General features: G+C 70.3%; 21 protein-coding genes and 2 pseudogenes. 11 read left to right on the top strand and 12 right to left on the bottom strand.

Features of this window, described 5'->3' with window-relative positions:
• Together AWC03_RS27575 and AWC03_RS00005 are read left to right on the top strand one after the other, a co-directional pair.
• Window positions 1-180, top strand: a pseudogene (locus tag AWC03_RS27575) (DUF7159 family protein); the annotation flags it as partial.
• 67 nt (window positions 181-247) lie between these two features.
• Window positions 248-658 carry a hypothetical protein gene (locus AWC03_RS00005; RefSeq protein ID WP_085238479.1) on the top strand — a complete coding sequence of 137 codons (411 nt, stop codon included), beginning with the start codon at window positions 248-250 and terminating at the stop codon, window positions 656-658.
• Between the two features lie 15 nt (window positions 659-673).
• Here the strand turns inward: AWC03_RS00005 and AWC03_RS00010 are convergent, their stop codons facing one another.
• Window positions 674-1369 (bottom strand): DUF3060 domain-containing protein, encoded by a 696-nt coding sequence (locus tag AWC03_RS00010; protein ID WP_085238480.1) that lies wholly within the window; start codon window positions 1367-1369, stop codon window positions 674-676.
• Window positions 1370-1425: 56 nt separating this feature from the next.
• On the opposite strand from AWC03_RS00010, the gene AWC03_RS00015 reads away from it, so the two are divergent.
• Window positions 1426-2445 (top strand): NADP-dependent oxidoreductase, encoded by a 1020-nt coding sequence (locus tag AWC03_RS00015; protein WP_085238495.1) that lies wholly within the window; start codon window positions 1426-1428, stop codon window positions 2443-2445.
• A 153-nt stretch (window positions 2446-2598) separates the two neighbouring features.
• Window positions 2599-3429, top strand: a complete 831-nt coding sequence (locus AWC03_RS00020) for a glycoside hydrolase family 16 protein (RefSeq protein WP_085238481.1) — start codon at window positions 2599-2601, stop codon at window positions 3427-3429.
• Here the strand turns inward: AWC03_RS00020 and AWC03_RS00025 are convergent, their stop codons facing one another.
• Both AWC03_RS00025 and AWC03_RS00030 read right to left on the bottom strand, forming a co-directional pair.
• The gene (locus tag AWC03_RS00025) at window positions 3430-4947 is read right to left on the bottom strand and encodes a glycosyltransferase family 39 protein (RefSeq protein WP_085238482.1); all 1518 of its coding nucleotides are present in this window, start codon (window positions 4945-4947) and stop codon (window positions 3430-3432) included.
• A gap of 57 nt (window positions 4948-5004) precedes the next feature.
• Window positions 5005-5232 (bottom strand): hypothetical protein, encoded by a 228-nt coding sequence (locus AWC03_RS00030; protein WP_085238483.1) that lies wholly within the window; start codon window positions 5230-5232, stop codon window positions 5005-5007.
• Window positions 5233-5340: 108 nt separating this feature from the next.
• Between AWC03_RS00030 and AWC03_RS00035 the strand changes: the two genes are divergently transcribed.
• Genes AWC03_RS00035 through AWC03_RS00045 form a run of 3 tightly spaced genes read left to right on the top strand, consistent with a single transcriptional unit; the run spans window position 5341 to window position 7022 of the window.
• Window positions 5341-5649: a hypothetical protein gene (locus AWC03_RS00035; RefSeq protein WP_085238484.1), complete on the top strand. Its 309-nt coding sequence runs from the start codon at window positions 5341-5343 to the stop codon at window positions 5647-5649.
• 40 nt (window positions 5650-5689) lie between these two features.
• Complete coding sequence (locus AWC03_RS00040) at window positions 5690-6340, top strand: GAP family protein (protein WP_244275250.1); 651 nt, start codon at window positions 5690-5692, stop codon at window positions 6338-6340.
• Between the two features lie 10 nt (window positions 6341-6350).
• On the top strand, window positions 6351-7022 hold the full coding sequence (locus AWC03_RS00045) for a GAP family protein (RefSeq protein WP_085238497.1): 672 nt from the start codon (window positions 6351-6353) through the stop codon (window positions 7020-7022).
• On the opposite strand, the gene AWC03_RS00050 is transcribed toward AWC03_RS00045, so the two are convergent.
• Complete coding sequence (locus AWC03_RS00050; protein WP_085238498.1) at window positions 7010-7783, bottom strand: GFA family protein; 774 nt, start codon at window positions 7781-7783, stop codon at window positions 7010-7012. The genes AWC03_RS00045 and AWC03_RS00050 overlap by 13 nt on opposite strands.
• A 28-nt stretch (window positions 7784-7811) precedes the next feature.
• Here AWC03_RS00050 and AWC03_RS00055 point away from each other — a divergent pair, with 28 nt between their 5' ends.
• Window positions 7812-9302: a bifunctional phosphatase PAP2/diacylglycerol kinase family protein gene (locus AWC03_RS00055; RefSeq protein WP_085238485.1), complete on the top strand. Its 1491-nt coding sequence runs from the start codon at window positions 7812-7814 to the stop codon at window positions 9300-9302.
• A gap of 6 nt (window positions 9303-9308) precedes the next feature.
• Here the strand turns inward: AWC03_RS00055 and AWC03_RS00060 are convergent, their stop codons facing one another.
• Both AWC03_RS00060 and AWC03_RS00065 read right to left on the bottom strand, forming a co-directional pair.
• Window positions 9309-9653 carry a DUF732 domain-containing protein gene (locus tag AWC03_RS00060; protein ID WP_085238486.1) on the bottom strand — a complete coding sequence of 115 codons (345 nt, stop codon included), beginning with the start codon at window positions 9651-9653 and terminating at the stop codon, window positions 9309-9311.
• Between the two features lie 160 nt (window positions 9654-9813).
• Window positions 9814-10158 (bottom strand): DUF732 domain-containing protein, encoded by a 345-nt coding sequence (locus AWC03_RS00065; protein ID WP_085238499.1) that lies wholly within the window; start codon window positions 10156-10158, stop codon window positions 9814-9816.
• Between the two features lie 324 nt (window positions 10159-10482).
• On the opposite strand from AWC03_RS00065, the gene AWC03_RS00070 reads away from it, so the two are divergent.
• On the top strand, window positions 10483-11034 hold the full coding sequence (locus tag AWC03_RS00070) for a hypothetical protein (RefSeq protein WP_085238487.1): 552 nt from the start codon (window positions 10483-10485) through the stop codon (window positions 11032-11034).
• Window positions 11035-11232: 198 nt separating this feature from the next.
• On the opposite strand, the gene AWC03_RS00075 is transcribed toward AWC03_RS00070, so the two are convergent.
• The 6 genes from AWC03_RS00075 to AWC03_RS00100 all read right to left on the bottom strand — a co-directional run bounded on the left by AWC03_RS00075 (window position 11233) and on the right by AWC03_RS00100 (window position 18542).
• Complete coding sequence (locus AWC03_RS00075) at window positions 11233-12054, bottom strand: L,D-transpeptidase (protein WP_085238488.1); 822 nt, start codon at window positions 12052-12054, stop codon at window positions 11233-11235.
• Between the two features lie 213 nt (window positions 12055-12267).
• Window positions 12268-12513, bottom strand: a complete 246-nt coding sequence (locus AWC03_RS00080) for a hypothetical protein (protein WP_085238489.1) — start codon at window positions 12511-12513, stop codon at window positions 12268-12270.
• A gap of 122 nt (window positions 12514-12635) precedes the next feature.
• Window positions 12636-14462 carry a DUF7159 family protein gene (locus AWC03_RS00085; RefSeq protein ID WP_085238490.1) on the bottom strand — a complete coding sequence of 609 codons (1827 nt, stop codon included), beginning with the start codon at window positions 14460-14462 and terminating at the stop codon, window positions 12636-12638.
• Between the two features lie 127 nt (window positions 14463-14589).
• Complete coding sequence (locus AWC03_RS00090; protein ID WP_085238491.1) at window positions 14590-16089, bottom strand: dynamin family protein; 1500 nt, start codon at window positions 16087-16089, stop codon at window positions 14590-14592.
• Entirely contained in the window at window positions 16086-17918 is a 1833-nt protein-coding gene (locus AWC03_RS00095) for a dynamin-like GTPase family protein (protein WP_085238492.1), read from the bottom strand. The genes AWC03_RS00090 and AWC03_RS00095 overlap by 4 nt, the downstream gene beginning before the upstream one ends.
• A gap of 99 nt (window positions 17919-18017) precedes the next feature.
• Complete coding sequence (locus tag AWC03_RS00100) at window positions 18018-18542, bottom strand: hypothetical protein (protein WP_085238493.1); 525 nt, start codon at window positions 18540-18542, stop codon at window positions 18018-18020.
• A gap of 15 nt (window positions 18543-18557) precedes the next feature.
• On the opposite strand from AWC03_RS00100, the gene AWC03_RS00105 reads away from it, so the two are divergent.
• Both AWC03_RS00105 and AWC03_RS27345 read left to right on the top strand, forming a co-directional pair.
• A complete protein-coding gene (locus AWC03_RS00105; protein ID WP_085238494.1) occupies window positions 18558-18803 on the top strand; it encodes a hypothetical protein in 246 nt (81 codons plus the stop codon).
• A 264-nt stretch (window positions 18804-19067) separates the two neighbouring features.
• Window positions 19068-19607: pseudogene (locus AWC03_RS27345) on the top strand (hypothetical protein); the annotation flags it as partial.

Genomic DNA, 19607 nt, shown 5'->3' on the forward strand with positions numbered 1-19607 from the left:
CAGTACACCCCCGCCCCCGTCGAACGACCGGCTCCCGCACCGCCCCCGGCGGCTCCTCCTCCGCCTCCGCCGCCGGCCGCGCCGCCACTGCCGGCCATGCCCCCGGTGACGATGTATCTGCATTTCCCCTTCGTGACGGTGCCGATTCCCCTCAACCCGCCGCCCCCGCCGGGGCGCTGAGGACCTGGCGCGCGACGGCGCGTGCGCGCACACTGGGCGGTGACGGCACGAGCGGCGAGGAGGTCCCGTGGGCGAATACGGTGCGTTCGGTTTTGACCCCGACGAGATCGATCGGATGATCCGCGAGGGCAGCGAGGGCCTGCGCGAGGTTTTCGAGCGGGTCAGCAAATTCGTGGCGGCGCCAGGCGCCCGGCCCGGGTGGTCGTCGTTCTTCGACGACCTGTCGCGGCGCCCCCGCCCCGAGCCCGAGACCGCCGGCGAGGCGGGCGACGGTGTCTGGGCCATCTACACCACCGACGCCGACGGCGGCGCGCACGTGGAACAGGTCTATGCGACCGAACTCGACGCGCTGCGCGCCAACAAGGACAACGTCGACCCCAAACGCAAGGTCCGGTTCCTGCCGTATGGCATCGCGGTCAGCGTCCTCGACGGCGATTCGACCGGCGAGGAATCCGGCGAGGCGCCGCACGACTCCTGACGCCGGCGCCCGGCCTCAGCCCTGCCCGACGACGTTCGACCCCCCGGAGTTGCTGACCTTCGGCGTCCCCGTGTGGTAGGTGACCTTGTTGTTGAAGCCGGACGCTTCGATGCTGTCGACCGCGTCGACGGTGATCTCGTTCTGCACGCCCGACACGGTGAGGCTCGCGCAGTGGCCGCTGATCACCACCGTGTTGGAGACCCCGCTGACGCTGATGACGTTGTCGTTGCAGGCGATCGTCCGGTTCTCGCCGATCCCCGAGACGCTGAGCTTGGCGCCCGGAGGCGGGGCGGGTGACGTCGACGGGCCGGGCGTTCGGGCCCGGGTGGTCGACGGGGCGGCGGCGCCCGGGGTGGTGGTCGCGGGACCGAACGTGTCGGTGATGGCCGGCGGGGAAGTGATGATGGAGCGGACACCGGAAAGCTGGTGCGCCGCAAAGGCGGCGATGCCGCCGGCGAGGGCGATGACGCCGACCACGATGACCGTGCCCACGATCCACCACATGCGGTTGCCCGACGGGGGCCGCGGGGGCGGGCCCGTCAACGGGCCGCCGTAGCTCCACGGCGGCGGTGGCGGAGGGCCGGCCCCCGGCCCGGGCGGGAAAGGCTGGGCGGCGGGTTGCGCGCTGCCCACTTCGGATGCCCGGGCCGCCTCGGCGAGCGGGCGCTCGAGTTCCCGGATCCGTTCCTCCGGGTCGTCGTTTGCTGGCATGCGTTGAATATGCCATTCGCGTCGGTAGTTTCGTGCGGTTCGGTAGTTTCTGCTTCGTGCCCGAGTTGCCGAACCGTCAGGTCGTGTTGCGTCGCCGTCCCACCGGGCTGATCCGGCCCGGCGACACGGAGCTGGTCACCACGCCGGCGCCGGAACCGGCGGAGGGGGAGGCGCTGCTGCGTACCACCTACGTCGGCATCGACGCCGCCGCCCGCACCTGGCTCGACGACCAGCCCGGCTACCTCCCGCCGGTGCAGCTGGGCGAGGTCATCCGCGCGGCCGGGATCGGCGAGGTGGTCGAGTCGCGCTGCGACGCCTACGCCGTCGGCGACGTCGTCACCACGCTGACCGGCTTCGCCGAGTACGCGATCATCCGCGACGACCTGTTCAGCACGCCCATCCCGGGCGAGGACGACCAGCTGGCGATCATGTCGGTGTACGGGCCGACCGGCGCCACCGCCTATTTCGGGATGACCGACATCGGCAAGCCGAAGGCCGGGGAGACGGTCGTGGTCTCGGCGGCCGCGGGTGCCACCGGATCGGTGGCCGGGCAGATCGCCAAGATCGCCGGCGCCCGGGTGGTCGGGATCGCGGGCGGGCCGCAGAAGTGCCGGGCCGTGGTCGAGGACTTCGGGTTCGACGCGTGCATCGATTACAAGAACGACGACCTGACGGCGGCGCTCAAGCGGCACTGTCCGCAGCGCGTCGACGTCTACTTCGACAACGTCGGCGGCCCGATCCTCGATGCGGTGCTGGGCCGCCTGGCCCCGCGGGCCCGCGTCGTCCTGTGCGGGGTGATCTCCAGCTACCTGACCGGCGAGCACCCGGGTCCGGCCAACTACGTGAACCTGCTGTCCAAGACGGCGTTGATGCAGGGGTTCAACGCCCTGGACCAGTGGGGACGCTTCGACGAGGCCTTCGCCGCGCTGCGGCAGTGGGAGGCCGAGGGCAGGCTCAAGCACCGCGAGACCATCTTCGAGGGCATCGAGTCGTGCGTCGACGCCCTCAACGGCCTGTTCACCGGGGTCAACATCGGTAAGACCCTGGTCAAGCTCAGCGAGCCCGCTGCCCGCTGAACCGTCGGTCTCGGCGCGCAAAAACCCGCCGCCGCGGGCCGGATGCGGGGTGCACGGCACCCCGCCGCGTGGTTTCATAACACCGTTTGCAAAAGTTGCTTAGGGGTATCGCGCTAGGTCGTAACACGGCTTTCACGATTGGTGGGTTGGTAGATGGATCGTCGCAGCATGATGTTGATGTCGGGGCTCGGCATGCTGGGGGCTGCGATGCGGTTGCCGGGCGCCTGGGCCGCCCCGGCGGCACCGGAGGCGCCCCCGTCGGCCGGTCCCGGCGGGCCGTACATCTTCGCCGACGAGTTCGACGGGCCCGCGGGCTCGCCGCCCGATCCGGGCAAGTGGACGATCCAGACCTGGCAGGACGACGTGTTCCCTCCGGTCGAGGGCATCTACCGCGACGACCGGCAAAACGTGTTCCAGGACGGGCATTCCAACCTCGTCCTGTGCGCCACCCACGACCTGCTGAGCAACACCTATTACAGCGGCAAGCTGCGCGGCAACTTCCGCAGCATGATCAACCAGACCTGGGAGGCGCGGATCAAGCTCGACTGCCTGTACCCCGGCCTGTGGCCGTCGTTCTGGGGTGTCAACGAGGACCCGCTGCCCGACGGCGAGGTGGACATCTTCGAGTGGTATGGCAACGGCCAGTGGGCCCCGGGCACCACCGTCCACGCGGCGTCCAACGGCAAGACCTGGGAGGGCAAGTCGATCCCGGGCCTGGTCGACAGCAACTGGCACACCTGGCGAATGCATTGGGGTGAAGAGGGATTCGAGTTCGCCCGGGACGGGGCGGAGTACTTCAAGGTTCCCAACAAGCCCATCCACGTCGCCGGCGGCGCTCCCGACGATTTCCGGTGGCCGTTCAACATTCCCGGTTACTGGATGACGCCGATGTTCACCCTCGCCGTGGGCGGCGTCGGCGCCGGCGATCCCGCGGCCGGCACCTTCCCGGCCTCGATGCTGGTGGACTACATCCGGATTTGGTGACTAACGCTCGGCTTTGAGCACCTGAACCAGGTTGAACTGCCAGCGCTCGACCAGCCGGAAGCCCAGGTCGTGCGGCACCGCGAAGGCGGGGGTCGCCCCGTAGCGGGGGCCGGGCGGAATCGCCGGACCCTGCTCGTGGGCCGGCTGTGCCGGGTCGGCCTGGGTGATGATCCACACGACGCCGCAGTGGCTCAGCGGGTTCGCGACGACCTCGGGGATGAGGTTGGTGTCGAAGACGTCGTTGCGGTCGGTGGCCCGTTGCCACAGGGTGAGGTCGATCAGCTTGCGGTAGGCGTCCGGGCGCGCCGCCAGCAGCGGGCGCATCGGGGCGGGCATGAACGTCACCGTGTCGTTCACCAGCAGGCAATCGCCGGGCGCGGCCTTGGCGCCGATCAGGTCGGCCACCTGGCTGTAGTCCATCCCGTACTTGGCGTACGGGTTACGTTGGGCGAACAGGTAATTCGGTGCCGCGGCGGCGGCGAAAAGGGCGACCAGGGCCGCCGTCCGCCACGGCCGCACGGTGACCGCGGCGGCGCAGACCCCCAGGATCAGCGCCATTCCCGGCGCCGTGAACGTCATATAGCGCGGGGTGTAGATCGGGTGCACCCAAGCCGAGTAGGCCAGGATGGCCGCGGTCGGCAGGGCCAGCCACGCGGTCGACAGCGCCAGCAGTTGCCCGTCGGCCCGCGCCAGGGCCGCGGACCCGCTGAGCCACAACGCGATAGCCGCCGCGATCACCAGCGCCGACAGCACGGCGAACGGCGGGCTGCGCTCGAAATACTGTTGCACCACGACGTCTTCGAGGGTCCGTCGGCCGATCGGCGCGATCCAGCTGATCTGGTGCGCCTGCCCGGCGACCGTCAGCAAGAACGGCGTCATGGCGCAGACCGCGACGGCCGCCGTGGCGGCGAACCGCAGCACGACCGTTCGCCCGCAACGGGACACCATGACCAGGACCAGGTGGGCGGCGACCAGCAGCGCGAGGTAGACCTCGAGCGCGATCGACGCCGCGAGGGCGGCCCCGTAGGCCGCCCACAGCCAGCCGGTGTCGCGGCGCATGGCGCGAACCAGCAACACCGTCAGCCACACCGCGGCCATCATCGACAGCGCATAGGGACGGGCCTCGATGCCCGCCCAGGTCGTCCGGGGCAGGACGGCGCAGAAGACGCCGGCCGCGACCGCGGCCGTGCGCGACGAAAACTGTCTGCCCAACACCACGATTCCGGCGGCGGCGGCGCCGACGGCCAGCCCGCTCGGCACGCGCGAGAAGAACTCGGTGGGCGGAAAGACCTGAAACCAGGCGTGCATGAGCAGGTAGTACGCACCGTGCACGGCGTCGACGTTGCCCAGCATCCGCCACAGCTGGGCGAGCGAACGGCTGTAGGCCGCGGAAATGGTGGCGGCCTCGTCGTACCAGAACGAGGGGCGGGACGCGCCGCCCAGGCTCACCGCGACGGCGAGCACCCCGACGAGCAGCGGGTCCAGCGCGGCCGGCGGGCGGCGAAGCGGGTTCCGCACGCCGCTATGGTGCCAGAAGCGGAGTGTGGGCCCGTCCGGCCCCGCCGCCGGCCGAAACTAGTTGAGCAGCCAGACGTGCCAGAACCCGTCGGAGCCCAGGCGGCAGTCCCAATGGGTGTACAGGTTGTCGTTGTGCGTGAGCTCGACGTGCGGGGCGTCCGCTTCGCAGCCGGCCTGGCTCGAGTAGTTGCCCTCGACCTCGATCTCGTCGGCACCGGCGACGCCCACCCCGGTGGTGAGCAACCCGGCCAACGCCAATAGGCCGGCGGCGCAAGCCAACTTCATGTGGACCTCCCGTTGGTGGCTGAGCCGACTATATCGACGGGCTCCGGCCGCGGCGCGAAAACGAATAACTCGGCAAACCCCGCCCTTATTCGAACGTATGATCGATCGATGGGGCAGTTTGCGTCCATCGGGTACAACGGCCAACCGGTCCGCAGCCCGTTCCGGGTGGTGCGTCCGCCGATCACGGTCCTGGTGGACCTGACGGTGTTGTTCCCGCGCGAGCCGCACCGCTCCGGCCGGTATCAGCCCAACGGTCTGCAACTGCACAAGGTGGTCGAGGGCCTGCTCAGTTGCTGGGGCCTCTGCGAGCAGGGCGACTGGTGGGGCCTGGTGACCTACCCGGTCGACTACGGCTCCGAGCGCAAAACCGTGACGCATTGGGTGCCCGCCTGGACGCTGCGCCGAAACCGGTTATGAGATGCGATGATTGCTGTTCGTGGACGTAAGTTGGGGTTCGGTGCTGACCAAGCTCGTCGCGCTGGCGGCGGTCATCGCGCTCTCGCCGATCACGGTGATCCCGGCGGTGCTGGTCCTGCACGCGCCCCGTCCACGGCCCACCGGCCTGGCGTTCCTCGCCGGATGGGTGCTGGGCCTGGCCGGCCTGACCGCGATTTTCGTCGGCGGCTCGGGGCTGCTCGAAGGCCTGCACAAGGCGCCACCGACGTGGGCGTCGTGGCTGCGCGTGGCGCTGGGATCGGCGCTGATCGCCCTGGGCGTCTATCACTGGCTGATCCGGCATCGGCACGGCGACATGCCGCGCTGGATGCGTTCGTTCGCCACGCTCACCCCGGCGCGCGCCGGGCTGACCGCCGCGGTGCTGGTGGTGCTGCGGCCCGAGGTGCTCCTGGTCTGTGTCGCGGCCGGACTGGCCATCGGCAACAGCACCCTGGGTGCCGCCGGCCAGTTGCTGGCCGGCGCGTTCTATCTCGCCGTCGCCGCGTCGACGGTCGCACTCCCGATCTTGGGTTACGTCTGGGCCGGGGACCGCCTTGACGACGCGCTGGAACGCCTCAAGGTCTGGATGGAGGATCATCACGCGGCGCTGCTCGCGATCATCCTCGTTCTGATCGGTTTGTTCGTGCTCCACAACGGGATTCGCGCCCTGTAGATTGCTGCCCATGGCAGGAAGCTGGGGCACCGTGCTGACCGGGCTCGTCCCGCTCGGGCTGGTCGTCTCGCTCTCGCCGCTCACGGTGATCCCGGCGGTGCTGGTGCTGCAGGCGCCGCGCCCGCGGCCGAGCGGCCTGGCGTTCCTGGGCGGCTGGACGCTGAGCCTGGCCGCGCTGACGGCGCTCTCCGTCGCGACCTCCCACCTGCTCGGTGGCCTGGACAAGTCGCCGCCGCGGTGGTCGTCGTGGTTGCGCGTCGTCCTGGGGTCGGCGTTGATCGTGTACGGCATCTACAAATGGCTGAACCGGCGCGGCAACGCGGAGTCGCCGGCCTGGATGCGCTCGTTCGCCAGCATCACCCCGCCCCGCGCGGGGATCATGGGGGCGGCGCTGGCCGTGGTGCGGCCGGACGTGCTGCTCATCTGCGTCCCGGCGGGACTGGGCATCGGCACCGCCGGGCTGGGCCTGGTCGGCGACTGGTTGGCCGCCGCGTTCTTCGTCGTCATCGCGGTATCCAGCGTCGCGATCCCGATCCTGGCCTACGCGGCGGCCGGGAGCCGCCTCGACGACACCCTGGCGCGGCTCAAAGACTGGATGGACCGAAACAACGCCGCCCTGCTCGCGGCCGTCCTGGTGGTGATCGGCGCGATGCTGCTCTACCACGGCATTCACGCCCTGTAGCCGCCATCGGCCAGGCCGGCGTCCTCCTCGAGCCTGTTGATGGCGCCGAAGGCGTATTCGCGGACCAGCTCGCGACCGTAGTCGGCCAGCATGCCCGCGTAGCCCTTCGCCGCCCACTGCCGGCAGTGGCGTTCTTCGTGGTGCAGCACCCGGTCCAGGTCCAGGACGCTCTCCACCGGTCTTCCGTCGGCGCCGAGGTACCAGGCATGCCCGGACTCCACGATCCGGCTCAGCCAGGCGGCGGGGTCGGAGAGGGCGCCCAGGTTGACCATGAAGATGTCGCCCCAGGTGGTGCCCCCGCGTCGGCAGAATTGCCGCTGGACCCAGTTGCCGCCCAAGCCCATCAGGATGCCGTTCGGCGTCGCCACCAAGCGTCCGCCGTTGCGGTCGACGAACCGCACGTCGCGGGTGTAGCTCCAGCGGTTCGCCTGCTGCCGCAGCGTGATTCGCGTGACTTCGGCGGCGCTGTAGGGCGTCGGGGGGAAATCGGTGCGCTGCGTCCCCTTGCCGCCGTAGCCGGTGCCCGCGTTCAGGATGTAGGTGCACAGCGCCGCCGCGCGGGCGTCGCCGCCGCTGGTGCCGCGCGGCAGGAGGAAGAAGGATTTGCCGTCCGGGTCGGTGATCTGGGCCATGCGCCCGAGCACCCGGAAGCTCGCCGGGGTGACGGCGTGCCGGCGGGCGACCTCCGCCACGACGTCCGGGGCCACGCCCCGCCGTACGGCGTTGGCCCGCCATGCCTCGAAGTAGCCCGCTGCGTCCATGTCCGCCAACCAATTTAGGGTGTAGCGAATGAACAGGCGGCCCTGGCGACGCGCGCGCGGCATCAACCAGATCACCCGGGGGCTGGGCACCCTGGACCGCGAGGTCTTCGAAGCGGTCGCCGACACGGACACCCCGCTGCTGAACATGGTCATGCCGCCGCTGACCCGGGCGGCCGACAACTCCAAGCTGTGGTTCGCCATCGCCGCGGCGCTGATGGCCTCGGGGAACCAGAGCGCCCAGCGCGGCGCGACGCGCGGTGCCGTGACGCTCGCGGCCACCAGCCTGGTCACCAACCAGGTCGCCAAACGCATCCGCCGCCGCGCGCGTCCCGGCTACGAATTGGTGCCGCTGGTCAGGCAGGTCCGCCGCCGCCCCAGGTCGAACTCCTTCCCGTCAGGGCATTCCGCCAGCGCGGCCGCGTTCGCGGTGGGGGTCGGTCTGGAGAACCCGATGCTGGGTTTCGGGCTGGCGCTGCTGGCCGGACTGGTGGGCCTGTCGCGGGTGGCGACCGGCGCGCACTACCCGGGCGACGTGGTCGCCGGGTTCGGCATCGGTGCGGGCATGGCGGTGCTGGGCGGTCGGCTCGTCCCGCCGATCGTCGACACCGCCCTGCCCACCACCGAACCCCTTCGCGTCGCGACGCCCGAGCGGCCCGACGGCGGCGGGGTGGTGCTGGTGATCAACCCCGAGTCGGGCAGCGGCACCGGGGCGCGCGTCGTCGACGAGGTGCGGGATGCGCTGCCGAAGGCGGAGATCCGGGAGCTGGGCCCCGACGACGATCCGGAGGACGTCTTGCGCGACGCCGCGGCGCGCGCCGAGGTGCTCGCGGTCGGCGGCGGCGACGGCACCGTGGCGGCCGCGGCGGGGGTGGCCGTCGAGGCGGGGCTGCCACTGGCCGTGTTTCCCGCCGGCACGTTCAACCACTTCGCGAAGGACATCGGCTGCGACACCGTGGCCAAGACCGTCGACGCGATCCGCCGCGGCAGCGTCGCGTGCGTGGACCTGGTGTGCCTCAACGAAAGTCAGATGGTCCTCAACACGGCCAGCATCGGCGCCTACCCGGCCTTCGTGCAGCAGCGCGAAAAACTGGAGAAACGCATCGGTAAGCCGCTGGCCGGCATGTACGCGATGCTGCACACGCTGCGCCACGACCAGCCGGTGCGGATCTCATACGACAACAAGACGCTGCTGACGTCGCTGTTCTTCCTCGGGAACTCGCTGTACCTGCCGACCGGGTTCGCCCCGTCGCGCCGGACCCGCATGGACGACGGGCTGATCGATGTCCGCCTGCTCGAGGCGGGCCGGCGGTGGGCACGCACCCGGATCCTGGCCGCGCTCGCGCTGGGACGGTTGGAGCGCAGCCCGCTCTACCACGAGCTGCAGGTGCCGGAGTTCAGCTTCGCCGCGGTCGACGGCCCGACGGTCATCGCGTGCGACGGCGAGGTCGGCGACGAATACGAGAAGGCCACCTTCACCGCCAAATACCGCGCCCTGCCGGTGTTCCGGCCCTGCGACTAGTCCCCGCTAGGCGTTGGGGCACAGGTCGCGCTGGGCGAAGATGACGACGTCTGCGGCCTGCCGTCCAGTGATCCCGCCGGTGCCCTGGCCGGCGTCCGAGCGTTGTATTGCCAGCTCTTCCAGCTGTTGCGGAGAGGCACCCCAGGAAAGCTGCTGGCACAGATCCGCGCCCATCTGCAGCAGCGCCTCGTCGCCGCCGTTGACGGCGTGGATGCCGGCGTTGTGCAGGTCATTGAGGAAGGCAGTCTCATCGGCCCGGGCCGGGCCGGCCCAGCCGATCGCCGCGGCCAGCAGTGGGCCACCTACGAGAGCCGCACTCATGAGCCGGCCAGAGGCCCGCTTTGCCGCCATTCGATTCTCTCCTTCGTGCCGTGTCCCGATCAACGATGATGCACTTTTACACCAAAGCACCGCGACACACGTTGCCGAAGAGAAATCCCGACGATGAATAGTCGGCAAAAACCAATGGCCGACCGGGTTTGGCCGCCGGCCGGGGGTCTGGGCGCGCCGGTTATGCGTCCGGGCAGAGATCGCGCACGGCGAAGCCGACGACGTCGTCGGCCTGTTGGGGCGTGATCCCGCTCGCGCCCTGCGTGCCATCGGAGCGTTGCACCGCGAGGCCCTCGAGCTGCGCCGGGGGAGCGCCCCACGACAGTTGCTGGCAGACGTTCAAGCCCATCTGCACCAGCGCCTCGTCGCCGCCGGTGACCGCGTGGATCCCCACTTTGTGCAGGTCATTGACGAAGCTGGTGGCGTCAGCCTGTGCCGGGCCGGCCCACATCACCCCGGCGACGAAGAGTGGGCCTGCCACCAGCGCGGTGGTCCTGAGTCGGCCGCAGAGCCGCTGTGCCGTCATGGCTGCCTCTCCCTGTCCGTTAGCCGTGTGTTTGTCCACTGTTCACTTATATGGGACCTCCGAAATGTATCGATTCGCCGAAAGTTTCCTGTGAATAAGCTGCGCAAAACCGAGCCGGCCGGGACGCGCGGGGGTGGGCAAACACGCGCGGCCGCAACGGACTTCGTGACGCCCTTGTGACGTCACCGTTTGGATACGGTGCGGTGCGGCGCGTCCGGCGTTTCGCGGCCGCTGACGACAATTGGCTCGGTCGCCGGAAGACGGCTACGCGGTTCTGCTGCACCAGACTGTTATGTGAGCGCGAATAAAGGAGAGTCGACGCTGATGGCGATCGTCGATCGGTTCAACATGAAAGTAGTTGCCACCCTGGGGTTGTGCGGAGCCGCACTTGCGTTGAGCCCGGATGCGGCAGCCGCGCCTTTCAAGACGGGCGGCTACGCCTGCATCCAGGGGCAGGCCGGCGCAGCCGGCGCGCCCCTCGCCGGACCGGGGGCCGCCGGTGTTGCCGGCGGGGCGGCGGCCGCGGGCGGAGCGCCGACCGCGGAGGTTTGCGCCGCCAGCGCGCCGCTCACCGACATGGCCGGTGTCCCCCTGGCGGTGCCCGGCCCGTTGCCGGTGGGCGCGCCCGTGCCCCTGCCCCTGGGCGCCCCGCTGCCGCTGCCGCTGGGCGCTCCGTTGCCCATCGCCCCGGTGGTGCCGGCCGGTGCCCCGTTGGTCGCCCTCGGTGGGCCGCTGGCGGCCGGCGCCCCCCTCGACGGGGTTGCCGGGGCACCGCTCATCGACATGTCCGGTGTCAAGGACGCCCCGACGGGGCCGGCGCCCACCGGCGGGCCCCAGCCCGGTCAGCCGGTCGCACCCGGCCCGGGCGCGCACTGAGCCCATCCCTAAAGAAAGGACCCGCCGGCGGCCACCGGCGGGTCCTTTCGCATGTGGAGGGTGCTTTGGCCGTCGAGCGTGAAGTTGGTTTCACAGTCGACCGCGAGCGTGAAGCCAACTTCACATTCGGCAGCAGGCGAGCGGCGAAAAGCCCGCGCGCTCACGGTGATCGGAGCGTGCGGGCCTGTCCGGGCCCCGTCAGGAGGGAGGCCGCTCCCAAAGGTCTTGCTTGACGATCACGGGGTCGCCGACGTTGACCGTGTTGTAGTACCACTCGGCGTCTTCGGGGCTCAGGCCAATGCAGCCGTGGCTGACATTCTCCAGCCCCATCGACTGGACGGCCCACGGGGCGGAATGCACGAACAGGCCGCGGTTGGTGATCCGGACCGCGTAATCGACGTTGAGCAGGTAACCGTTGGGATCGTCGACCGGGATGCCGACGCTGCTCGAATCCATAAGCACCGAGCGCTCTTTGGACAACACGGTGTAGTTGCCGACCGGGGTCGGGTACTCGGGCCTGCCCATCGACGCCGGCAGCATGCCTTCTTCGCCGAAGTGGGGACGGTGGTGCGGAGTCGGCGGTGGGGCCGCGTCGACTCCGTCGACGCTCACCTTGAAGGTGTGGTCGGTGATGTTGGCGACGCCGACGACCTTCGGTCCGGTCTTGAATTCCGTGGACCGGCCCTCCACCGAGAGCGCCACCGTGCTGTGCGCCGGCCAGTAGTGGGCCGGAACCCACTGCACGACCTTGCTGTCGAGCCATTCGAATGTGCCCGTCATCGCGGGCGTCGACTTGACTGCGATGGTGCGCTCGGCGGCGTGCCGGTTCGCGACGGGCGCGTCGAACGTCACCACCACCGGATGCGCCACACCCACGGTCGCGCCCCGGGCCGGTAGCACCGACGCGATCGTGAAGTCATGCGGCTGGTTCGCCGCCGCCATGCTGGTGCCGGCCGGCCCCGCAATCACACCCGCGGCTATCCCGACCGCCGCAAGAACACACCGAACGTCCGCCCGCATGGCTCCGATTCCTCTAACTGACATGGTTGTAATAGGAGGATCGTAAAGCCCCGTTGACCTGCGGAAGCGCAAGGGCGCGTTAGCATTTGATCAAGCATCGGTCACGTTTCGGCCACGGGGGGTTTAACCCGCGAATGCGGCCCTGCGCTGGGAATTCTCCACGCGCGGGATGGCGCCCTTGCGAAGGCGATCGCTGGGCCGGGTGGGCCCGGATCAGTTGCGTGTAGCCCGGCCGTCGTCCTGGTCTTCGTCGGGCCAGTAGACCCACTCGGGAAGTGGCGTGTTCGGCATGGCGCCGTTGATGGACGCCTCGTAACCGGGCTGGGTGCGGCTGCCCCTCCACTGCGGGTTGGACCTGTTGGCCCGCGAGCGACGCACCCCGCGGGCGATCAAGACGACGACGCCGCCGGCGAGGAAGGCGATCAGCGCGACCTTGAGGATCAGCAACAGCAGGGCCATTTGTCCTCGAGTGTTGCGGGGGAGGTTGTGGCGAGCAGCTCGCCACGGCACTGCACAGAGATGTTGTCGCCCAGCGCTTTTCGATGGTTCAGTGGTCTGCGTGTCGCCAAGGGTCGACCGAGCTACGGGATGGGCGGGATGGCCGGGATCGCAGGGATCCGTGGTATGCGCGGAATCTGTGGTACCTGCACCGAAGGCGGCGGATTGTCCGTAGACGACGGTGGTGGCGGTGCCGGTGGCGACGTCGTGGCTGTCGACGCGCTGCTCGGCGGCGGCGGTTCGGTGGTCGTCGGTGGTGGTTCGGTGGTGGTCGGTGGCGGTTCGGTAGTGGTGGGCGCCGGCTGAGCGCTCGCCGGCGGCGGCGCAGGCGCCGCCGTGCTGGTCTCAACGGGGGCCTGCTGCGCCGGGGCGGGGTTTGTCTGCGCCGTCGAAGGCGGCGGTGACGGTTGCGGCGTGGTGGTGGCGCCGGGTTTCGGCGCGACCGGTGTGTTGGTGGAGCCGTGGCTCAAAGCCAGCATGATCACCGCGCTGAGGGCCAGCACCGCCGCGGCCGCGGCGAGAACCAGCACCACGGGGCGCCGATACCAGGCGGTGTCGGCGGGGCGGGCCTCGTCGGGGAGGGGTTGTTGCTCGAACCGCAGATCGGGCCGGGCGTACCCGGTCTCGTCGCCGAACTGAAACGGCGGCGCGGCGGATGGCGGTTTGGCGTCATCGCCGGCCCGGCCCGGAAATTCGTCGACGGCCGGGGGCAACACCCCCGATTCGTCGCCGGCTTCCGACCATGCCAGTGCGGGCATGGCGGTGGACACCGGTGCCACGTCCTGCAGGGTCGGTTCCGCGAGTGGCGGTGGCGCCGCCACGACTGCCGCGGCGGCCATTTTCGTTTCGCTGTTGTCGGCCGGCCCGCGCGCTGCCCGCAGCGCCGCACCGGTGGCGGCCGCCAGGTGCGGCCGTGGTGGCGTGGTGACCGGCACGCGAAACCGCTCGGACAGCCGCGCGGTGACCTCCGGGATCGCCGCGCCACCGCCCACGGAGGCGATGGCAACCAGGTCGGTCGCGCGGATTCCGTTGCGCGCCAGGGTGTCTTGTAGGACATGAACCAACTGGTCGAGTGGCTGATTGATCGCTTCGTTGAGTTCGATTCTGGTGAGCCGGATATTTCCGCGGAAGCCCGGCAGGTCGGCGGGCAGCGTGGTCGCCGTACTGGCCGAAAGCCGCTGCTTGGCCGCCCGGCATTCGGCCCGCAGTCGGGTCAGCGATCCGATCGCCGATGTGGCCGAGACATCGATGGAACCCGCGGACGACAAATCCGCCACGATGTGGGCCAGCAGGGCTTGGTCGATCAGTTCCCCGGAGAAATCGGTGTGCCGCACCGTGGCACCGATGGGCTGGTAGCCGTTGGCGGCATCGACAAGGGTGATGCTGGTTCCGCCGGCGCCGAAGTCGCACACCGCGACGATCCCGCGGATGGGCAGACCCGGGTTCGTCTGCAGGGCGGTCAGCGCCCCTTCGGCATCCGAGATCAGCGACAGGGATTCCGAACCGCCCGACCATTCGGGCACTCGGCTCAGCGCCGTGCGCAACGCGTCCACCGCGGCTGGTCGCCAGTGCGCGGGATAGGCCACGGCCGTCGCCTCCGGCAGCGGTTGCCCGGCGGTCGCGGCGTAGGCGAGGGCACGCAAGGCGTCCGCGAGCAACGCCTCGCCGCGATGCGTGGAGCCGTCCGCGGCCACGATCCCAACCGGGTCTCCCACCCGGTCGACGAAGTCGGTGATCACCAAGCCGGGCTCGTCGAGGCGGGGGTTCTCGGCGGGAACGCCAACCTCGGGCGGGCGGTGTTGGTACAGCGTCAGCACCGACGTGCGTGTCACTGCCCGATCGGCCGTTATGGCTGCCAGGTTGGCGGTCCCGGCCGACAGCCCCAGCCCCCGTCTTGCTTCCGTTGACATATCGTCCAATTCAGGTGTCCGCCGGCGTGCGTATGCGCGGCCACGACAAGGTATCGGCAGCCAACCTATAGCAGGTCGGCGCCGTCCTCCGATTCACACGGCAATCGCGGGCGCCGGCGCCGGGGCGTCAACGCGGCCGGACGCCGCCATCGCGCGCGGCGAAAGCCGCCACCATCGCTTCGGCGCTGCGCACCGCCGCGCGGCATGCCCTGGTGGTGAACGGGTCGTTGAGCGGGTGCTCGGCGCGGCGGCGCCAACGTTGCGCCGCGGCGAACGCGGCGCGCGGGGCGTCATCGTGCGCCTCGGGGGCCAGCCCCAGCCTGCTGGCCGCGTCGGTTCCCGAACCGCCGATGATGCGCCGCAGCGAAGCGAGCTCTTCGTCATGGAACGCCGTCGAGCGTGAATGCAGTTGGCTGAGCAGGCGCAGCTCCTCGAACGCGTGGGTGTCGGCCAGCAACGGGTCGATGTCGGCGAGGATCCGCGGCGTACCCGCGATCGGGTTCGCCTCCACGAACCGGCGCAACGAGACCAGCGCGGTGTGCGCCTTGAGCATGTCGGAGCGCTGCGCGAATTGTTGATCGATGACGTTGCGCAATGCGACCAGCCCGCTGCGTTCCAGCAGCTCATCGGCGAGCCCCGCCGCGTCGGTGACGCCGGCCTTGAGCACGGCGATCGAGATCCGGATGCCGAACATGCCGAACCGCTCGAGCAGCCGGCCGCGCGTGCCGGCGTCCACCGGCAACGGGCTGTCGGGACGGACGAAGCGGTCGGCGCTGAGCATGGCCTTGTGCAGCTCGGCGGCGTCGACACCGGCGAGTTTTTGCAGCGCGACGAACTCCGACTGGCGCAGCGTGCGGGCGGTCAGCGCCAGCAGCCCCGACACCGGCACCACCGCCTGGCAGACGCCCGTCTGGCTCAACTCGCGGGTGAACCTTTTGGCCACGTCTTCGGCCGAGAGCATGGCGTCGAGCCGCCCGGCGCCGATCTCGTCGGCCCGCGACGCCACACCGATGATGCCCAGCGCTCCGGCCGCCCCTCCGACGAGGTCACCGATCTGTTTGAGCAGCGCGATGTCGGCGGCGTTGAGAGTGCGCAGCAAGAACACCACCGCGTCCACCCGCGGCATCCCGTCCTCGGGCACCAGCAGCCGCAGCGTGCGCGCGGAGACGTCACGCGCCAGTGATGAGGTCCCCGGCGTGTCGATGATCGTGGTGACGATCAGCTCGTCGGCGGGCCATTGAACGTCGAGGTCAACCACGTCGTCCGGGTTCAGCCTGCTCAGGTCGAAGCCGAGTCCGCCGTCGCGCATGATCGGCACATGAGAACGACGCCCCCCACGATGGTTGGCAATGACCTTCGGTGTCGGGCCGTGCCGAAACCAGGTGACGATCCGGGTGGCCTCGGTGGCGTCCGTGGGCGCGACGGTTTCCCCGACCAGCGCGTTGACCAGGGTGGACTTGCCGGCCTTGAGGGTGCCGGCCAGTGCGATGCGCATCGGTTCGTTGAGCCGGGCGGCGATGCGGTGCAATTCATGGAAGGCGTCGGGCCGCTCGCGGTAGGCCGGCTCCGCCTGGTAGGCGCGAATGGTTCCGCCCAGGATGGCGTGGACCTGCTCGCTGGTGCTCACACCCGTGTCACCGCGGGCGCGAGCTTGTCGACGTTGTCGGTGACCTGGGTCAGGATGTTCAACTGCCGCTCCAACTCGCGGATTCGGTTGTCGCGCTCGGTCTCCTCTAACCGCGCGGCGGCGATGGTCGCCTGCAGCGATTCGTTGAGCGAGCGGGTGGCCTGATTGGCGATGTCGCGGTAATGGTCCCGCAGTTGACGTTGGATCGTCTTGAGCCGGTCGCGCGACTCCTTGCCGACCACGAAGGACACATCGTCGACGAAACGGCGCAGGTTGGTCTTGGCCTCGTTGCGGGCCCGCAGCAGCCGGTTCTCCTTGTCCTCCTTGTAGGCCATGCGGCCCATCACCAACCCGGCCCCCACCGACAGCGGGTTGAACAGGCCCAGCCCGGCGACCGAGGACAGCATGCCGACCATCACCATGCCGCCGTAGGAGCCGCGCATGCCCGTCACCACCTTGTGGCCTTTGCCCATGGGTTTGGCCTCCAGCCGGGCCAGTGACTTGAGTTGCCCGAAGTCCGCGCCCATGGCTTGCGCGCTGAGCTCGGGCATGGCCACCGCACCCAGCCCCGCCTCGACGAAGACGCGGCCCACTTCCTGGGCGAGGGCTTTCGCGCGCTGGTAGGCCCAGACGAAATTGTCGCCGACGGCGGTGGCGACGGCGTTCTCCACGTCCACCCCGATTTCGGCCCAGTGCCGGGTGGGGTCGCACGAGTCGATCACCCGCTCGGCGTGCTCGGTGATGGCCCGGAAGCGTGCCCGCAGATCGTGGTCCACGTCGCCGGTCAGGTCGGTGATTCCGTCGTTGAGCAACTGCTGCCACAACGCCGTCTGCTGCAGCGCGTCCTCGGCCTCGCGTTTGCGTTGCCCCAGGTCCTCGGTGAGCCGCCCACCGACGTCGGCGTCGCTGAGCGCGGCCAGCTCAGAGCGCACCGTGAGCGTCAAATGCTCTGCAGCCGAGCGGATTTCATCGAGAACCTGGTCTCGGAGCTGGTCGTTGCGGCGGGCCAGCACGTCCTCACTGAGGAACTTGACGATCGCCGGGAAGTTGGACTCGTCGTTGAGTTCCTTGTCGTTGAGCGTGATGGCGTGGCTGCGCAACAGCGAGGACACCGGAAGCACCGGCATCGGTACCCGGGCGCGCTGCAGGTGTCCGATGTTGGCGTTGACGATCTCGCGCCAATGCGGATACAGGTCGGTCTTGGTGGCCAGCAGCACCCCGACCGGACAGATTTGATGGGCCTGCTGCACGAACCGCATTTCCGGCTCGGTCAGTTCCTGGCTGGTGTCGCTGACCATCAGGATCGCGTCGGCGTCGGGCAACAATCCCAGCGTCGCCGACAGGTGCGGCTGACCGTGACCGCCCACGCCGGGTGTGTCGATGAAGGTGAGCCCCCCTTGCAGCATCGGGCTGGGCGCGCCGACCTCCACCCGGAGGACCTCGCGACCGGCGGCCTGCGGAGCCTGACGCAGGTCTGTCTGCAGTTCGGCAACCGGGACGTCAGCGGTTTCTGGTTCGCCGTTGGGGCCCGCCAGAACGATCCGCGCCGACGGCGGATCGCCGTAGGCGACGACGGTGATCAGCACCGTGGCCTCGTCGTCACCGACGCGTGCGACGGGCATGTTGAGCAGCGAGTTGAGCAGCTGGCTTTTGCCCTGCTTGAGCTGGCCGGCGATCACCACCCGGGTATGGGGGTCGGTGACGCGTTCGCGGGCCCACGCGAGCCGCTGGCTCAGGTCGCCGCGGCCGTTGAGGTCGGCGATCGTGCTGGTGTGATCGATCAGTTCGACGATCACGTTGACCCGGCGCGGGTCATCGGGCTGAGTCACCGGGTCGCCCTACTTTCTGCGTTGAACTCCGAAACACCGTATGCCCACCAACCGGCGGGAACCCCGTAAGGTCCCCGCCGGTTCACGGCGATGCCCTGATCAGAACCCGGTGTGCGGGTCCACCGGGTGGTGCGCCATCGGGTCGCTTTGGACCGGCGTGTGGGATGCCGCGGGGTCGTAGCTGTTGTGGTCGAACACCGAGTGACTCGAGGCGTCGGCGGCCGACTGGCCCGACGCGTCGAACGCCGTGTGGCCGGACGGGTCGGCGACCGCCGACGTGCCTTGCAGGGCCGAGTGGGCGTCGACCGAGGCCGCGCTTTGGCCAGCCGCCGCGCTCGGATCCGCGTGCGCGGGGGTGCTGGGACTCTGGATGACAGAGGAGCTGCCGCCCGCGACTGCCGCGTGGCCACCGGCCGTGGCGGCGGAGCTGCTGTCGTGGATGACGCCGCTTTCGCCTGCGGACACGTGGCTGGTGCCCGCGGCGGTGCCGCCGGCGGTGGTGCCGCCCAACGCAGCGCCCTCGTGGCTGAGAATGTTGCCCTGCGCGTTACCGCCGGCGCCGACCGCTGCGCCACCGCTGGCCGCGACCTGACCTGACATGCCGGTTTCGGCGGACGAAGCCATCGGCTGAGCGCTGGCGTGGCCACCCAGGGCGGCGCCTTCGCTAGCGAGGATGCCGCCGTGTGCGCCGCCACCGGCTGCGGTCGCTGCACCACCGCCGCCTTGGCCGCCCGCGGCGACTCCGCCTTGGGCGCTGGTCAGCTGCGCACCGCCGCCGAGCGCTGCGCTTTCGCTGCCCAGGAAGCTGGCGTGACCGCCGGCGTCGGCTGCGAGCGCTGCGTTTCCGGCGGCGCTGGCCTGGGCGCCCAGGCCGGCATTACCTAACGAGCTGGCTGCCGCCTGAGCGCCGGCACCACCGCCGAGGGCAGTAGCGCCGCTGACACCGCCAACCGCGGAGCCGCCACCCGAGCCGAACGCGCTACCGCTGGTGCCCAGGGCCGCGCCCCCGGCGGCGCCGACCTGGCCGCCTACACCGACGCCACCTGACGAGCCGCCGATTTGAGCTCCCCCGGCGCCCAGGCCGCTGGCCTGGCCGCCGTAGCCGCCTCCCGCTTGGCCGCTGGCTTGGCCGCCGTAGCCGCCTCCCGCTTGGCCGCTGGCTTGGCCGCCGTAGCCGCCGCCAACGCGGCCGCCGAAGCCACCGCCAGCCTCACCCTCGGCGCTCGCCTGACCACCGGCTCCGACATGACCGCGACCTCCGGCCTGACCGCCAGCTCCGCCCTGGCTGCCAAAGCCGCCGCCGGCACGCCCACCTGCTTCGCCGCGACTGCCGCCTGCGATCTGGCCGCCGGCCCCGCCATGCCATCCGGCCTCACCACCGACACCGACGCCGCCGCCCGCTTGCCCGCCACCGGCGCCTTGCCATCCGGCGTCACCACCGACACCAAAGCCACCGCCGGCTTGGCCGCCAAAGCCACCGCCGATCCCCGTACCGGCTTGGCCGCCGATGCCTGCGCCGGCGTCGCCGCCGAGACCGAAACCTCCGCCGGCTTGGCCGCCGAAGCCGCCGCCGATGCCCGCGCCGGCGTCGCCGCCGACACCGAAGCCACCGCCGGCTTGGCCGCCGATGCCTGCGCCGGCGTCGCCGCCGAGACCGAAACCTCCGCCGGCTTGGCCGCCGAAGCCGCC

It is taken from the genome of Mycobacterium europaeum, assembly GCF_002102155.1.
Lineage (GTDB): Bacteria > Actinomycetota > Actinomycetes > Mycobacteriales > Mycobacteriaceae > Mycobacterium > Mycobacterium europaeum.

What these genes read in the sequence shown, in the direction of transcription:
- AWC03_RS00010 (WP_085238480.1), bottom strand. Translation starts at nt 1,369, where the DNA reads ATGCCAGCAAACGACGACCCGGAGGAACGGATCCGGGAACTCGAGCGC.
- AWC03_RS00020 (WP_085238481.1), top strand. Translation starts at nt 2,599, where the DNA reads ATGGATCGTCGCAGCATGATGTTGATGTCGGGGCTCGGCATGCTGGGG.
- AWC03_RS00030 (WP_085238483.1), bottom strand. Translation starts at nt 5,232, where the DNA reads ATGAAGTTGGCTTGCGCCGCCGGCCTATTGGCGTTGGCCGGGTTGCTC.
- AWC03_RS00035 (WP_085238484.1), top strand. Translation starts at nt 5,341, where the DNA reads ATGGGGCAGTTTGCGTCCATCGGGTACAACGGCCAACCGGTCCGCAGC.
- AWC03_RS00045 (WP_085238497.1), top strand. Translation starts at nt 6,351, where the DNA reads ATGGCAGGAAGCTGGGGCACCGTGCTGACCGGGCTCGTCCCGCTCGGG.
- AWC03_RS00050 (WP_085238498.1), bottom strand. Translation starts at nt 7,783, where the DNA reads ATGGACGCAGCGGGCTACTTCGAGGCATGGCGGGCCAACGCCGTACGG.
- AWC03_RS00055 (WP_085238485.1), top strand. Translation starts at nt 7,812, where the DNA reads ATGAACAGGCGGCCCTGGCGACGCGCGCGCGGCATCAACCAGATCACC.
- AWC03_RS00060 (WP_085238486.1), bottom strand. Translation starts at nt 9,653, where the DNA reads ATGGCGGCAAAGCGGGCCTCTGGCCGGCTCATGAGTGCGGCTCTCGTA.
- AWC03_RS00065 (WP_085238499.1), bottom strand. Translation starts at nt 10,158, where the DNA reads ATGACGGCACAGCGGCTCTGCGGCCGACTCAGGACCACCGCGCTGGTG.
- AWC03_RS00070 (WP_085238487.1), top strand. Translation starts at nt 10,483, where the DNA reads ATGGCGATCGTCGATCGGTTCAACATGAAAGTAGTTGCCACCCTGGGG.
- AWC03_RS00075 (WP_085238488.1), bottom strand. Translation starts at nt 12,054, where the DNA reads ATGCGGGCGGACGTTCGGTGTGTTCTTGCGGCGGTCGGGATAGCCGCG.
- AWC03_RS00080 (WP_085238489.1), bottom strand. Translation starts at nt 12,513, where the DNA reads ATGGCCCTGCTGTTGCTGATCCTCAAGGTCGCGCTGATCGCCTTCCTC.
- AWC03_RS00085 (WP_085238490.1), bottom strand. Translation starts at nt 14,462, where the DNA reads ATGTCAACGGAAGCAAGACGGGGGCTGGGGCTGTCGGCCGGGACCGCC.
- AWC03_RS00100 (WP_085238493.1), bottom strand. Translation starts at nt 18,542, where the DNA reads ATGGCTTCGTCCGCCGAAACCGGCATGTCAGGTCAGGTCGCGGCCAGC.